The sequence below is a fragment of the Roseixanthobacter glucoisosaccharinicivorans genome, assembly GCF_043195095.2.
Lineage (GTDB): Bacteria > Pseudomonadota > Alphaproteobacteria > Rhizobiales > Xanthobacteraceae > NCEH01.
Window position 1 is genome coordinate 3,586,970 of the sequence record NZ_CM195538.1, and the last position, 13,729, is coordinate 3,600,698.

The following is a 13,729-nucleotide window of genomic DNA, read 5'->3' on the forward strand; positions in this document are numbered from 1 at the left end:
GCCACCCGCGCGGCTCAGGCCGGCTGGCGCAGCTTTTCCCAGCAATTGGCGAGGCGCACGAAGCCTTCCACGTCGATTTCCTCGGCGCGCTGGGTTTCCTCCACCTCGGCGGCGGCGAGCAAGGCCTGGGCATCGACGCCCAGGGACTTCAGGCTCTGCCGCAGCATCTTACGGCGCTGGCCGAAGGCCGCTTCCGTCACCTTCTCCAGCACCGCGAGGCGGCACGGCAAGGGGGCGGCGCGCGGCACCAGATGGACCACGGAGGACGTCACCTTGGGCGGCGGCACGAAGGCGGATGGGGCGACATCGAACAGGATGCGCGCTTCGGTCCGCCACCCGGCCAGGACGGCGAGGCGCCCATAGGCCTTCGAGCCCGGCTCGGCGACGATGCGTTCCGCCACCTCGCGCTGGAACATCAAGGTGAGCGAGGAGAACCAGGGCGGCCAGGGATCGGACGAGAGCCAGCCCACCAGCAGGACGGTCGCGATATTATAGGGCAGATTTGCCACCACACGCGCCGGCTGCCCTCCGAACAAAGGCCCCGCGTCCACCTTCAGCGCATCGCCCTCGATCACCTGGAGCCGACCAGGATAGGCTTCGGCGACCTCGGCGAGGGCCTCTATGCAGCGATGATCGCGCTCCACCGCCACCACACGCGCCGCGCCCAAGGCCAGCAGCGCCCGCGTCAGGCCCCCAGGCCCCGGCCCGACCTCCAGCACGTTCGCGCCCTCCAGGGCGCCCGACCCCCGCGCAATCCGCGACGTTAGGTTGAGATCCAGAAGAAAGTTCTGCCCCAGCGATTTTTGCGCCGAAAGCCCGTGGCGGCGAATGACGTCGCGCAGCGGTGGAAGCTCGTCGATGGCGCTCATGCCGCGCGGCCCGGCTCGGTCAGGCGCCCGGCAAGCCGCAGGGCCGCCATCAGGCTGGTAGGATTGGCCCGGCCGGTCCCCGCCAGATCGAATGCGGTGCCGTGGTCCGGGGAGGTCCGCACAAAGGGCAAACCGAGGGTCACATTCACCCCATCGTGGAACGCGAGGGTCTTGGCCGGAATCAACACCTGATCGTGATACATGCCGATCACGACATCATAACCGGCGCGCGCTTCCTCGTGAAAAAGCGTGTCGGCGGGACGCGGCCCACGGGCATCGATTCCTTGCGCCCGCAAAGCGGCAATGGCGGGGCGCACCACATCCTCGTCCTCGCGGCCAAGCGTTCCCTCTTCTCCCGCGTGGGGATTGAGCCCGGCAAAGGTGAGGCGCGGTGCGGCGATGCGGAAGCGCGTGCGCATATCGTGATCGACGATGCGCCCGGTCTGAACCAGCAGATCCTGCGTCACCCGGCCTGGGACCTGGGCAAGGGGAATATGGATGGTGGCCGGCACCACGGCGAGCAGCGGCGACCAGATCATCATGACCGGATGCGGGATTGTGCCATCGGCCGCGGCGCAACGGGCGGCGAGATATTCGGTGTGCCCGGGAAAGGGAAAGCCGGCCGCATAGACTACCGATTTCGCGAGCGGTGCCGTCACCAGGGCGCGGGCGGCGCCTGAGGCGACCAGGTCCACAGCGCAATCCAGGCTCTGGACCACCGCGGCCGCGCTGGTGCCGTCTGGCACGCCTGGTTCGGCCGTGGCACGCGGGCCGGCGGCGACGACGGGAAGCGCGGTATCAAAGACGCCGGTCGCCGCCTGCGGCTCGATCACGCGAATCGGCACGCGCAAACCCAGGCGCCGGGCGCGATCCTCCAGCAAGGCCGGATCGCCGACCGCGAAAAACGGCGGGCACCCGCTCTGGACCCGCAAGGTCCAGGCGGCGAGGGTCAGGTCCGGCCCGATGCCGGCGGGCTCACCAAGGGTGAGCGCGAGCGCCGTGGACATCAACGATAGACGATCAAGGCGCTGTTGCGCAGCTCCGTCAGGAGCCGCTTGGATTCCGCCTGGAATTGCGCGGTTGCCAACTGGTCCTTCACATCGCGCTTATTGGCGGCCTCGCCGTGCACCTCGCGCTTGGCGCAGACGGCGAACACTTCCACCCCGGACTGCGTGACCTCCGCAGGGGCCAGGCGGCCCACTTCGGTCTTGTCGAGCAATTGGCGCAGCGCTGCAGGCATCTCCGACGACAGGCGCAGGACCGGGGAGCGGACGACGGTTTCCTTCATGGCCTTCACCATCGCCAGACCGCTGTCGCACCCATTGAAGCGCGCGCGGAGCGAATTCGCCTCGGCAAGCCGCGCCGCATAGGCATTGCTACCGCGCGGCACCACCAGCACGATGGGCGTCAAGGTATATTCCGTTGCGACCATGGAGGCATGGCCGCTCTGATTGATGGCGGCGAGAACATCCTGGTCCCGCACCGAGACGCTGGGCGAACGAGCGCGCACATATTGCTGCCAGATGTTGTCGGCGCGCAGCTTCTGCTTGAAGGCGCTCGGCTCGATGCCGCCCTGCTTCAACCCTTCGGTCAATTGCTGGGGCGTGCGCCCGGAGCGCGAGGCGACGCTTGCGAACAGGTCATCAATCTCTTTTTTATCAAGGTCGATGCCCAGCTTCGCGCCCTGAGAGATCTTGAGGCGATCGTCGATCACTTCTTCGAGCGCTTCCTTCGCGCTGACGTTCTTGCGCTCCAGCAGCGTGTGCATTCGCTGCCGCTGGCCGACGTCAAAACTGGTGACAGGCGCGCCATTCACCATTGCGAGGATCTGTTGCGCGCTGGCCACCCCGCTGGAAAGGGCTGCAACGGCAAGGCTCAGGAGGAACAGGAAGCGGCGGCAGGACTGCATCGATCAACCCGGATTGGCTCGGCGAGGGGCGGGAGACGAAGGCCTCCCTGCGCGCTTAACCCGCGCCCGTCGGCTTGTAAATGCTTGTTGCCGCCTCCTGTGGCGGCAATGGGGCCGCGCGCACCGCAAAGGCCGCGCGCGAACCTCACTGAGTCGAGCTGCTGCCGATGGCCGACTTGACCTTGGTTTCACCCAGGGTGCGGAGCCCGATGGTGAGCATGACCGTGTTGTTCGGCCCGTTGTTCGGCCCGTTGATCGAATAATCGGAGAGATAGGTCAGCGCCAGGGTGAAGCAGTCATCCGCATAGGTGATGGCGGCGGTCGTCATGTCGATGCTCGCCTGGGCGATATTGTAGCGGATGCCGCCGCTGACCGACCACACGTCCGTCAGCTTGTAGCTGGCGGTGGTCAGAACACCCTCTCGTTCCTGGTAATAGCCGAGCAGGGGCTGGGGCTCGTATCGGCCATAGGTTGCCGACACCGACAGGCGGTCGATGCTGGTGCGTCCCTCAAGTTCCAGCCGCTGCAACGTGTAGTTCGACTCGTCGAAGCGGAAGCGGGAGATGAACTCCAGATTGTTGGTGGGCGAGTAGCTGAAGCGCGCGACATAGTCCGACGTGCTCGTCTCCAGGCCCGATTCCAGGCCTGTGTTCGCCATGTCGCCATAGGCGAAGGAGTTCTTGCCGAACAAGCTGTAGGACTGGCCGACCACGGCGGAGATGACGCCGGCGCCGTTGAGCGCGGCGGTATAGGTGACGCCCACATTGAGGCGGCTACCGCCTTCGACCCGGTCCCAGCCGGAATATTTGCTCACCGAGAACAGATTGGCATCGTCGAACACGAGGCTTTGCGCATCCTCGTTGGGGAATTTGCCGATGTCGGTCTCGTTCGGGCGAATGATCAGCTGGGCGCGCGGCTCGATGGTCTGCGTGCCCCAATTTTCCACCGAGATGAAGGGATAGCGGTAATCGAGGCCGATCACCGGCATGGCGCGGATCAGATCGTCATTGCCCGACTGAAGCACATTCTGCCCCGCCAGCGTGGGGCCGTCGGTATAGCTGGTGGGCAGCGCGCTGATGCTGGCATGGGCGACGTCCACGCGGGCGCTGGCGAACGGCGTCCACATCTGGCCGGCGGCATCGGTCAGCGTCTTCTTCCAGTAGAATTCACCGCTCAGGCGCTGATAATCGCCGGGCGCTCCGCGCAGCAGGCACTGGGTGGGATTGGGATTGCTCAGCAGGCAGGAGCCGGGCGGAATTCCGGTTGCGCCGCCAACCCACGAGGTGGCCGCCGAGGTGCCGACGAAGTCGGCCTCGTTGCGCGACACGGAATTGAAATTCACCTTCACGCCCGCTTCGCCGCCGAACACGGGCTTGCCGAAGACGTAGTTGTAATTGAACGTTCCGACCACCGGAATGAGATCCTGGTTGTCGGTCACGGACAGGCCGAGGAAATACATTCCCCGCACGTCGAAGAAGCTGCGATCGCCCTGGCCGGTCAAATAGGCCTGCGAGATCTTCTCCGTTTCGGCAGCGCCGATGAGCCCATAGTCACGCAGGAAGGTGCGGTCGGACGTCAGCGTGCCATCCCAGCCCCATTGCCACTGGCTGTTGATGACGAAATTGCCCGAGCTCTGCACCATGCCGCGGTTTTCGCGATAGCCCGGCAAGCCGGCGAACTGCTCGATATCCTGCTGCTGAATGCCGGCCGCGCGGATGTTGTATGAGCCGTCGATCAACCGCTGGCGCCACTCTCCCTTGGCCAGCAGGCCCTGCTTGGAGAAGTAGAGCGGATCGAAGGTCAGGTCGCGATCAGGCGCGATGTTCCAGAAGAACGGCACGCCGGCGCCGACGCCGAGCATGCTGTTGTTGTAGAACTCCGGCATCAGGAAGCCGGTCTTGCGCTTCACCGTGGGATCGGGCGAGGAAAAATAAGGGAAATAGGCGAACGGCAGCCCGAAGAACTCGAGCGTGGCGTCCTTGTAATAAATCATCTGCTCGTTCTGATTGTGAACGATGCGCGCGGCCTTGATCTGCCAGAGAACCGGCTTTTCCGGATGGTCCTTGCACGGTTCGCAGGCGGTATAGACGCCGTTTTGGAACACCGTGATATTGCCGTCCGTGCGGTCAGCGCGGGTTGCCGCGAAATGGGTCTTGTCCGGGGTGTCCACGCGCAGGGAATCCAGGAACCCGTCCCGGAAGTCCTCGGTCAGCTGCATGGTGTTGGCGGTCAGGACCTTGCCGTCCGGCTGCTTCAGCAGCACGTCGCCCTCGGCGCGCAGCGTGTTCGCCTTGCGGTCGAAGGTCACGCGCTTCGCCTCCAGGGTGGAGCCGTCGTAATAAATCTGGACGTTGCCGACCGCGGAGATCTTGTCGTTCTCGTAGTCGTAGACCAGCTCGTCGGCGGTCACGAGCATCTTCTTGTTGGGGTCCGCCTTGGGCAGCTTGGTGTTGGCAAAACTCGCCGTCTGCGCGACGGCCGCGCTGGATTGCAGCGCAACAAAACCGAGCGCAGCACACAGGAAGCCGACGGCAAAAGACCAGCCGCGCCCGCTGCGGCGCGAGGCGCGCCGGCCGGTTGCAGCTCCTTGGCATTCGGCGGGGGGAAACCCGACCGTCATCCGTCCTCCCGGTGCAACAATACGAGAATCCCCAGGAATATCCCCGCTACCGCTGGAAACCATGCAGCAGCAACGGGATGCACCACGCCCGCCTCGCCTAAATCCTCGGCGAGCTTGGTTCCCAGATAAAGCAGAAAGCCCGCCACGACGCCACCGAGAATCGTCTGGCCGACTCCCCCGAAGCGGAACACGCGCAGGCCGACCACCGCGGCGATAAGTACCATGGCCACGAGCAAAAATGGCCGTGCCAAAAGGCTTTGCAGCTGAAGCTTGTAGCGGTTTGCGCCGAAGCCCTGCTGCTCCGCACTCTCGATCGCCGCCGGAAGTTGCCAAAAAGACACGGTATCGGGCGAGATCAGGCTCTCCTGGACCTGCGAGGGATCCAGATTCGTGGCAACAAGGTAAACGGAATAGGTCTGCTGCTCGAACCCCGGAACCAGCACCCGGACATCCTGCAACCGCCAGAAACCATCCTCTAATACCGCAGACCGCGCCTCGATGCGCTGCACAAGGCGGTCCTTGCGATCGAACTCGAACATGGTCACGCCCACCAGTTCGCGCCCGCCCTGCTGGGAAGAGCCCGCCTGGATGATGGCCTGCCCGTCGACGCTCTGCTGACGCACCCAGAAGCCCGCCTTGCCCTGGGCCATGAGGCCGGCGGTGGTATTGAAGATCTCTCCTTCCATCCGATTCGCCCGCTCCTTGAATTCCGCGGAGACGGGATTGAACAGGGTGGTGGAGACGACGCCGATCAGAAAGGCGACGAGGACCGCCGGAAAAATGAACTGCCACGCGGAAAGCCCGATCGCTCTGGCAACGACCAGCTCAAGCTTGCGCGACAGCGTCACGAAGGTCGCGATAGCCCCGAACAGCACTGCGAACGGCAGCAATTGCTCGGTGAAGGCGGGGGTGCGGTAGATCGTCAGCAAACCCACGACCAGCGATGTCACCTCGTCGCGATCTGCCGTCCGGCGGGTCATCTCGAGGAAATCCACCAGCATGATCAGCGCGACGCAGGAGAAAAAGATCATTGCCACGGAGGCAAAGAAGCGCCGCGCGAAATAGAAGCCGAGGGTTTTTCCGATCATGGCTCAGGTCGCCGAGAGCCGGGAAACGCGCAGCGCGATCGCGTCGATGATGCGGGTTATGAAGGCGGGCACGGCGATTCTCATCCGTCCGTCGAGGGCGAGCGCGCATAAAATGATGGATGTGATCGGCAGCAGATAAGCGATGGGCACCGCCACCGCGGATGTCCGCAACTGGCCGGTCACGACGAAGTTCGCGATCTGGAGCGCCACCATGATGGGAATGATCGCCGTGAGCGCCAGCGCGCGCCCCTGGCGGGTGGTGCGCGGTCGCGCCAGCGCGGCCGCCGCCACCGCGAAGAAGGCAAAGGGATAAAGTCCGGACGACAGGCGCTTGTGGATCTCCTCGCGGAAGCGACCGCCCTGCCCCATGATGCGGTAGACATCGTTCGCGGGCGGATTCAGCACATATTCGAACGAGCGCTCGTTCGGACGGATATCCACCGCCTGGGAGCCCGGCGCGAGTTCGGACAGCCCGAACGCGTAGCGCTGGAACGCCACAACCGATCCGTTGCTGGTCGAGCCGGAGGTCCGCCGGTGGATGGAGCCGTCTTCGAGCACCAGGAAAATACCGTTGGGAGTTTCGACGATCTGCCCACGATCCGCGAGATAGGTGGAGATTTCCTTTTCGCGGGCGTCATTGATGAAAACCCCGTGCATCACGCCATTGGCGGAGCGCTCGCGCACATGGAACACCAGCCCCTGCGCCAGGTTCACGAATCGGCCCGGCTGCGCCACGAACGACACAACGTCCGCGCGAACCCGCGACACCTGATCGCGGAACAAGCGCAGGCTCGCCGGAACCAGGTCAATCGAAAGCGCGGCACAAAAGAGCGAAACCAGGGTGGCGAGGAGAATCATGGAGCGCAGCACCCGCCAATGGCTCATGCCGGCCGCCGCCATCACCACGATTTCGGAATCGCCGTTCAGCTTCAGCAAGGTGTAAGCGGTGGCGATGAACAGGGCCGCCGGCGCGATCACCAGGATCAGGGTCGGCACCGACAGGGAGGTGATGGCGAAGAAGGCCAGGATCGTCTGGCCCTGACTGGTCACCAGGTCCAGCTGGCGCAGCGCCTGCGTAGACCAGATCATCGCCGTCAAAACGATGGTCACGCCCAAGAAGGCGACCGCCGCAGTCTGGAAAATGTAACGATCGAGACGGCCCATACATCCTCGTCAGACGCGTGATCGCCGCCCCGTCACGCTTCACCTTGGAACCGCTCCTGGATAGCGGCTTCCACGCTGCGGTGCAAATGCGGCAGGCGAGCGGCGTCGGGGCGACCTCAATCGGCCATGGTCAAGTTAATGCGCCCCGAGCACGGCGGCACAGGCCGGCGGCAAATCCGCCAGAAGCAAAGGCGGGGTGGGCTTTGGCGGAACCTTCGGGGGCTTGGGATGCAGCACCTCGTCCGTGAACCACCAAGCAAGGTCCGCGCCGCACCCATCCCCTTGGGGCGGGGCTTCCTGGGGGCGGCAATCGGGGCTGTCGGCCGGGCAGCTCAGGCGCACATGCATGTGATAATCGTGCCCCCAATAGGGACGCACCTTGGTCATCCACCCCCGGTCGCCGCGGGCATCGCGGCAGAGCGCCTTCTTGATCGCCGCATTCACGAAAATGCGTTCGACACGCGGATCGCGGGCGGCGGCGCGGATCACGGCAACATGGTCCGGCGTCCACACCTTGGGGTCGACGTCCAGCCGGTCCGGGCGCACCACCATGGTGGCCGAGAGGCTTTCCCGCTCCGCGCGGGTCAGCTCGTGCCCGGGGCTTGGCGTCAGCCAGATGTCGGCATCGAGGCCGACCTGGTGGGAGGCGTGGCCGGTGCGCATGGGCCCGCCGCGGGGCTGCGCCATGTCGCCCACCAGGATGCCGCGCCAGTTCGAGACGGTCGGCACGACGGCCGCGAAACGCTCAAGAAAATCAATGAGGTCGGGATGCCCCCAATTGCGGTTCCGCGACAGGCGCATCACCTGCCACGTGGCGCCGGTGACCGGCAAAGCGGCACCACCAGCAAGACAGCCCTTGGAATAGAAGCCCACCGCCCTGGCTGCCAGCGGCGCGGGACCGCTGGCCGCACCGAACAACTCGCGTGCCGGCACTGCGCCCGCCCCACCCGGGGCGGGGCTCTGCGCCCGCACGGGTTCGGGCGCAACCAGCGCCACGGCGAGACCAAGTGCGGCCGCGATACCCGCTAATCGCAATCCGGCGATCGCAGTGCGGCGCGCCGTCATACCGTGCCCTTGCGGGTGAGAATGACGAAATCCTTGTCGGTGCGCGTTCCCGGATGGGCCGGCAGGTCAGTGACCAACAAAGTGGCTCCGGGGCTCAACATGGCACTCAGATCGCGGTTGATCGCAGGATCCACCACGATACGCGAGAGCGCCTCCTGGGCAAGGCCGGGCCGGCCGCCGTTTCCTTCATAGCTCACGGCCATCCAGCGCGGGGTGCGCCCGACACCGTCGGCGGCAAGCAGATACACCACGTTGCCCAGCGGCTTCGTGGGATCCTGCACGGTGATCGCCCCTTCCAGCACCGGCACGCCGCCCCGCAGCACGATCAGCTTGCGGTCCGCGCCGCTGGCGACCAGGGAAACCGGATCGCCGGCCGCCGCCACCAGGGTCGGCTTGGCGTCGGCATCAAACATCTTGTCCACGTCGGCGGGCAGCACCAGGCCCGGATCGAGCACATCGGTCGGCCCGCTGTGGCTGTCGGCGATGATCACCGGCGTTCCCACCTGGGTGATGGAAAACAGCAGCTTGGCGAAGGAAAGCGGCAGGTGAACGCAACCGTGCGAGGACGGGTATCCTGGAAGCCCGCCCGCGTGGAGCGCCACGCCCGACCAGGTGAGCCGCTCCGAATAGGGCATGGCCGCATCGTTATAGACCGAGGAATGGTGGTCCACGTCCTTGTTGAGGATGGTGAACACCCCGGTCGGCGTGTCATGGCCCTCGCGCCCGGTGGAAACCGTGGATATGCCGATGCGCACGCCGTTGCGATAGACGAAGCAGCGCTGCTCCGGCAGCGACACCACGATCGCGACCAGCCCGTCGGGCGCGCGCTCGGGATACCAGATAAAGGTCCCCGGCTTCAGATCGCGGATCGCGACCTCGTCGGGATCGTCCGCCGCGCGAACCGGAAACAAGGGCGTGGACATGAGGCCCACGCCCGCACCGCAGAGGGCGCGCAGGGCGGCCCTCCGGTTGATGATCATCCCCGCACCCATAGAATCCATCCCGTTCGTCGGTTTGGGCAGGAAGGTAAGGGAGCGGAGTTCACCGTTCGTTAAGCGCGTTCTCGTACCCGCGCGCGCTCAGCCGCGATAGATGGGCGCACCGAAGGGAGCACCCGTCGTGCCGCCGTCCACCACGATCTCGGCAGCGGTGATGTTGGACGCCTCATCGGAGGCGAGGAACAGCACGGTGTTCGCCACTTCCTCCGCCTCGCCGACCCTGCCGAGCGCGATCTGGCGAGCAAGGCCGGCGTCGAGGGCCTCGCGCGCCTCCTGCGTGGGCGCCAAGGGGGACCAGATGGCCGTGCGCGCCGCGCCGGGCACCACCACGTTCACCCGGATCCCGCGCGGGGCGAGTTCCGACGCCAGAACCCGCGACATGGCCCGCACGCCGGCCTTGCTGGCCGCATAGGCCGACCAGTTGGGCGCGCCGAGCACGGCCAGCACCGAACCGTTCAGCACCACCGACCCGCCCTTGGCGAGGAAGGGTTCGGCCGCCTGCACCGTGAAGAACACGCCTGTCAGATTGGTGCTGAGGATGCTCTCGAAGGCCTCCACGCTCGTCTGGCCGAGCGGCGTCGAGCCGCCGATGCCGGCATTGGCGAACACGATGTCCAGCCCGCCGAAGGCTTCGGCCGCCTGCTTCACGGCGGCGGCGGTGGCCGCGAAATCCGCCACGTCGGCGTTCAAGGCCAGCAGGTTGGGGCCGAGCTCAGCTGCAGCGGCATCCAGGGTCTCCTGGTTGCGACCGGTGATCGCGACTTTCGCGCCCTCCCGAATAAAAAGGCGGGCGGTGGCCAGCCCGATGCCACTGTTGCCGCCCGTGATGAGGGCTCGCTTGCCTGAGAGGCGCATCTGAAACTCCATCTATTGGTTGCATATTGAAACTGGATGGACGTTTAGCTCTATCAGTTTTATGATGCAACCAATTTGATGATGAACGTCATGGAAAATGCATTCCAGCGGGGGGTGAGAGGAAGCCATGAAACGCACGCGGATGGACCAAGCGAGCTGTCCCATCGCCCGGACGCTGGACGTCGTCGGCGACTGGTGGTCGCTGCTGATCGTGCGCGATGCCTTCCTGGGCAAGCGCCGGTTCGGGGAGTTTCAGAAGAGCCTGGGGGTCGCCAAGAACATTCTCTCGGCGCGGCTGAAAACGCTGGTGGCCGACGGCATTCTCGCCAGCGTTCCCGCCTCGGACGGCAGTGCGTTCAACGATTATGTGCTGACCCAGAAGGGTCGCGACCTGTTTGCCGTGGTCATCGCCCTGCGCCAATGGGGCGAGAAGCACGGCTTCTCCAGCGGCGAGCACTTTCCGCCGCTGGTGGACGCCGCCTGCGGCAAGCCCCTCGCCCCGCTCGAAGTGCGTGACGCCACGGGAAAGCCCCTGGCGCCGCAGGACACGATCCTGCTGCCGCTGCCTCAGGAGGCGTAGGGATTGGCTTTTTCGCGCAAGGTCATGCGAATCGGCACGCCCGGCAGGTCGAACGCCTCGCGCAGGCTGTTCGAGAGATAGCGCAGATAGCTGTCCGGCACCGCGTCGGTGCGCGAGCAGAAGATGACGAAGCTCGGCGGACGCGCCTTCGCCTGCGTCATATAGCGGATCTTCAGCCGCTTGCCCGAGACCGCCGGCGGCGGATGGGTGTCGGTGGCCTGCTGCAGGAAGCGGTTGAGCGGATTGGTGGGAATGCGGATGTTCCACACGCGGTAGGTTTCCGCGATCGCCTCCACCAGCCGGTCCAGCCCGCGTCCCGTAAGCCCGGAAATCGGAATGATCGGCACGCCCTTGATCTGCGGCAGCAGATGGTCTGCCTCTTCCCGCAGCCGGCTCATGAGGCCGGTATCGGGCACGAGATCGGATTTATTGAAGCCGATCACGATGGCCCGGCCCTCGCGCTCCACCAAGTCGGCGATGCGCAGGTCCTGCTCCTCGAACGGGCGGGTGGCGTCGATGAGCACCACGACCACCTCGGCGAACTTCATGGCGCGCAGGGCATCGGCGGCGGAAAGCTTCTCCAGCTTGTCGTCGATGCGCGCGCGCTTGCGCAGGCCGGCGGTGTCGAACACGTCGAGCCGGCGGCCGCGCCATTCCACTTCCACCGAGATGGAATCGCGGGTGATGCCCGCTTCCGGCCCGGTCAGCAGCCGGTCTTCACCCAAAAGACGGTTGATGAGCGTGGACTTGCCCGCATTGGGACGGCCGAGCACAGCAACCTTGATGGGGCGCTTGGCCCGCTCCTCGTCGGTTTCCTCCCGGTCGTCCTCGGCGTCTTCTGGCTTCATCGTATGGGCGGGAAGCGCGTCGCAGATCGCGTCGTAAAGGTCGGACAGGCCCTCGCCATGCTCGGCCGAGAGCGGGATCGGCGTGCCGAGGCCGAGCGCATAGGCTTCCATCGAGCCCGCCTCCCCGGCCTTCCCCTCGCTCTTGTTGGCGACGAGGATGGTCGGCTTGCCGGACTTGCGTGCCAAAGAGGCGAAGGCGCGATCGGTGGGCGTAAGGCCGGAACGCGCATCCACCATGAACAGCAGCGCGTCGGCATCGCCGATGGCGGCCTCGGTCTGCGCCCGCATGCGCCCTTCCAGGCTCGCCGGGTCGGCTTCCTCCAGCCCCGCCGTATCGACGATGCGAAACGACAGGTCGCCCAGGCGTGCATCGCCCTCGCGGCGATCGCGGGTCACGCCGGGGCGGTCGTCCACCAGCGCGAGCTTCTTGCCCACGAGACGATTGAACAGGGTCGACTTGCCCACATTGGGCCGGCCGACGATGGCGAGGGTAAAGGACATGTTGTTTAAGCTCGGCGCATGCGCGCCCTAGAGTCAGTTGCTGCCCGGCGCGGCCGTTGAGGCATTTGGCTTGGCGGCTGAGATCGCGTCAAGCGACACATTGGCATTGGAGGGCTGATCCAGCGGCGCGGAGGCGGTTACGCCCGGCACGCCATTGGGAAACACCGGCTGACGCGTTCCCGAAAGCGGGGTCTTGCGCTCCTGGAACGGGTTGATCTTGTCGAAATCAAAGCTCTCGCAGCCGGTCAGGGCGAGCAGGGCAGAGCCGGCGAGAAGCAGGCGCAGCATCCGGTTCATGGGAAAGCTCCTCATTTCGTGGCGCCGCCGCTTTCCGCCGGGCCGGGAACGGCAGCGGGCGGAACGGTGGGCGCCGGTTCGGACGGGGCGGCGGATGCGGGGACGGACGGAGCCGGTTCGGCGGCGGCGGGCGCGGGAGCGGCGGGCGCGGGAGCGGCGGCCGGGGCCGGGGCAGTAGTTGCGGCCGGAGCCGGCACTGCCGCAGAGGCAGGCGCTTCCTTGGCGGCCTTCGCCTCGGCGGCAGCGGCCGCGGCTTCCGAAGCGGGTGCCGGTTGGGCGGCAGAGGCGGTCAGGGTGCGGATCAGTTCCATGCGGTTGCGCACGCCGAGCGGCACTTCCGGATCGTCGATGGCTTGCTGGGCCGTCTTGTTGGCGTCGGCCAGATTGCCGGCCTTGAACTGAGCCAAAGCGAGCAACTCGCGCGCGGAATGGCGCAGGCCGCCCGTGCCGTCGGCGAGCGGCTGGAGCTGCGCCTTGATCTCGGCCAGCGGCGCCGTATCCACCAGCAGAAGGGAAGCACGCACGCTGGCAAGGTCACGCAGCACGGGCGACAAGGTGCCGTCATTGGCCAGCGCCATGAAGGCGGCGACACCGGCCGGCTTGTCCTTGGCACCGAGTTCACCCGCCGCGCGGAACCGCGCCAGGGTGCGATAGCCGGCCGGGCCATCCTTGGCGAGCGCTTCGAAGGCAGCCTGCGCTTCCGCCGCCTTGCCATCGTCGGCGAGGGTGCTGGCCGCCTCATAGCGGGCGCCTGCGGCCTGGGCCTTCTGCAGGGCGTAATAGCGATAGGCGCTATAGGCGCCGGCGGCGGCGATGATCGCGACCACCAGGATGATGAAATAGATGCCGAAGCGATCCCATACCCGGCGCAGTCGGTCGCGCCGCAGGTCTTCTTCGATCTCGTGGAAAATGTCGGTCATGAATGGTCCGCAACA

At 66.0% G+C, this 13,729-nt stretch carries 13 protein-coding genes; 1 reads left to right on the plus strand and 12 read right to left on the minus strand.

Going from position 1 to position 13,729, the window contains the following annotated elements; all coding sequences use genetic code 11:
- Window positions 1-14: 14 nt before the first annotated feature.
- From rsmA to V5F78_RS16640, 9 genes are all read right to left on the minus strand, one after another.
- Window positions 15-869 (minus strand): 16S rRNA (adenine(1518)-N(6)/adenine(1519)-N(6))-dimethyltransferase RsmA, encoded by an 855-nt coding sequence (gene rsmA / locus V5F78_RS16600; protein ID WP_394067226.1) that lies wholly within the window; start codon window positions 867-869, stop codon window positions 15-17.
- Window positions 866-1,876 carry a 4-hydroxythreonine-4-phosphate dehydrogenase PdxA gene (gene pdxA / locus V5F78_RS16605; protein WP_394067228.1) on the minus strand — a complete coding sequence of 337 codons (1,011 nt, stop codon included), beginning with the start codon at window positions 1,874-1,876 and terminating at the stop codon, window positions 866-868. The genes rsmA and pdxA overlap by 4 nt, the downstream gene beginning before the upstream one ends.
- Window positions 1,876-2,778: a SurA N-terminal domain-containing protein gene (locus V5F78_RS16610; protein WP_394067230.1), complete on the minus strand. Its 903-nt coding sequence runs from the start codon at window positions 2,776-2,778 to the stop codon at window positions 1,876-1,878. Before V5F78_RS16610 ends, pdxA begins: the two co-directional genes overlap by 1 nt.
- A 145-nt stretch (window positions 2,779-2,923) precedes the next feature.
- Complete coding sequence (locus tag V5F78_RS16615) at window positions 2,924-5,398, minus strand: LPS-assembly protein LptD (protein WP_394067232.1); 2,475 nt, start codon at window positions 5,396-5,398, stop codon at window positions 2,924-2,926.
- Window positions 5,395-6,486, minus strand: a complete 1,092-nt coding sequence (lptG, locus tag V5F78_RS16620; RefSeq protein WP_394067234.1) for an LPS export ABC transporter permease LptG — start codon at window positions 6,484-6,486, stop codon at window positions 5,395-5,397. Before lptG ends, V5F78_RS16615 begins: the two co-directional genes overlap by 4 nt.
- Before the next feature lie 3 nt (window positions 6,487-6,489).
- A complete protein-coding gene (lptF, locus tag V5F78_RS16625) occupies window positions 6,490-7,650 on the minus strand; it encodes an LPS export ABC transporter permease LptF (protein ID WP_394067236.1) in 1,161 nt (386 codons plus the stop codon).
- 135 nt (window positions 7,651-7,785) lie between these two features.
- Window positions 7,786-8,715 carry a penicillin-insensitive murein endopeptidase gene (gene mepA / locus V5F78_RS16630; protein WP_394067238.1) on the minus strand — a complete coding sequence of 310 codons (930 nt, stop codon included), beginning with the start codon at window positions 8,713-8,715 and terminating at the stop codon, window positions 7,786-7,788.
- Window positions 8,712-9,638, minus strand: coding sequence for a L,D-transpeptidase (locus tag V5F78_RS16635; RefSeq protein WP_394067240.1), 927 nt, complete (start codon window positions 9,636-9,638; stop codon window positions 8,712-8,714). Before V5F78_RS16635 ends, mepA begins: the two co-directional genes overlap by 4 nt.
- 156 nt (window positions 9,639-9,794) lie before the next feature.
- Window positions 9,795-10,568, minus strand: coding sequence for an SDR family oxidoreductase (locus tag V5F78_RS16640; protein ID WP_394067242.1), 774 nt, complete (start codon window positions 10,566-10,568; stop codon window positions 9,795-9,797).
- A 127-nt stretch (window positions 10,569-10,695) separates the two neighbouring features.
- Between V5F78_RS16640 and V5F78_RS16645 the strand changes: the two genes are divergently transcribed.
- The gene (locus tag V5F78_RS16645) at window positions 10,696-11,148 is read left to right on the plus strand and encodes a winged helix-turn-helix transcriptional regulator (RefSeq protein ID WP_394067244.1); all 453 of its coding nucleotides are present in this window, start codon (window positions 10,696-10,698) and stop codon (window positions 11,146-11,148) included.
- Here V5F78_RS16645 and der read toward each other — a convergent pair.
- The 3 genes from der to V5F78_RS16660 are packed head-to-tail and all read right to left on the minus strand — an operon-like array spanning window position 11,136 to window position 13,714.
- Window positions 11,136-12,497: a ribosome biogenesis GTPase Der gene (gene der, locus V5F78_RS16650; RefSeq protein ID WP_394067246.1), complete on the minus strand. Its 1,362-nt coding sequence runs from the start codon at window positions 12,495-12,497 to the stop codon at window positions 11,136-11,138. The two genes, V5F78_RS16645 and der, sit on opposite strands and share 13 nt — an antisense overlap.
- A 33-nt stretch (window positions 12,498-12,530) precedes the next feature.
- Complete coding sequence (locus tag V5F78_RS16655) at window positions 12,531-12,794, minus strand: hypothetical protein (RefSeq protein WP_394067248.1); 264 nt, start codon at window positions 12,792-12,794, stop codon at window positions 12,531-12,533.
- An 11-nt stretch (window positions 12,795-12,805) separates the two neighbouring features.
- On the minus strand, window positions 12,806-13,714 hold the full coding sequence (locus tag V5F78_RS16660; protein ID WP_394067250.1) for a tetratricopeptide repeat protein: 909 nt from the start codon (window positions 13,712-13,714) through the stop codon (window positions 12,806-12,808).
- Between the last annotated feature and the right edge of the window lie 15 nt (window positions 13,715-13,729).

Excerpts from the sequence above, each read along its gene's own strand:
- V5F78_RS16660 (WP_394067250.1), bottom strand. The coding sequence starts at position 13,714 with ATGACCGACATTTTCCACGAGATCGAAGAAGACCTGCGGCGCGACCGA.
- lptG (WP_394067234.1), bottom strand. The coding sequence starts at position 6,486 with ATGATCGGAAAAACCCTCGGCTTCTATTTCGCGCGGCGCTTCTTTGCC.
- V5F78_RS16635 (WP_394067240.1), bottom strand. The coding sequence starts at position 9,638 with ATGTCCACGCCCTTGTTTCCGGTTCGCGCGGCGGACGATCCCGACGAG.
- der (WP_394067246.1), bottom strand. The coding sequence starts at position 12,497 with ATGTCCTTTACCCTCGCCATCGTCGGCCGGCCCAATGTGGGCAAGTCG.
- V5F78_RS16610 (WP_394067230.1), bottom strand. The coding sequence starts at position 2,778 with ATGCAGTCCTGCCGCCGCTTCCTGTTCCTCCTGAGCCTTGCCGTTGCA.
- pdxA (WP_394067228.1), bottom strand. The coding sequence starts at position 1,876 with ATGTCCACGGCGCTCGCGCTCACCCTTGGTGAGCCCGCCGGCATCGGG.
- lptF (WP_394067236.1), bottom strand. The coding sequence starts at position 7,650 with ATGGGCCGTCTCGATCGTTACATTTTCCAGACTGCGGCGGTCGCCTTC.
- mepA (WP_394067238.1), bottom strand. The coding sequence starts at position 8,715 with ATGACGGCGCGCCGCACTGCGATCGCCGGATTGCGATTAGCGGGTATC.
- rsmA (WP_394067226.1), bottom strand. The coding sequence starts at position 869 with ATGAGCGCCATCGACGAGCTTCCACCGCTGCGCGACGTCATTCGCCGC.
- V5F78_RS16640 (WP_394067242.1), bottom strand. The coding sequence starts at position 10,568 with ATGCGCCTCTCAGGCAAGCGAGCCCTCATCACGGGCGGCAACAGTGGC.
- V5F78_RS16645 (WP_394067244.1), top strand. The coding sequence starts at position 10,696 with ATGAAACGCACGCGGATGGACCAAGCGAGCTGTCCCATCGCCCGGACG.
- V5F78_RS16615 (WP_394067232.1), bottom strand. The coding sequence starts at position 5,398 with ATGACGGTCGGGTTTCCCCCCGCCGAATGCCAAGGAGCTGCAACCGGC.
- V5F78_RS16655 (WP_394067248.1), bottom strand. The coding sequence starts at position 12,794 with ATGAACCGGATGCTGCGCCTGCTTCTCGCCGGCTCTGCCCTGCTCGCC.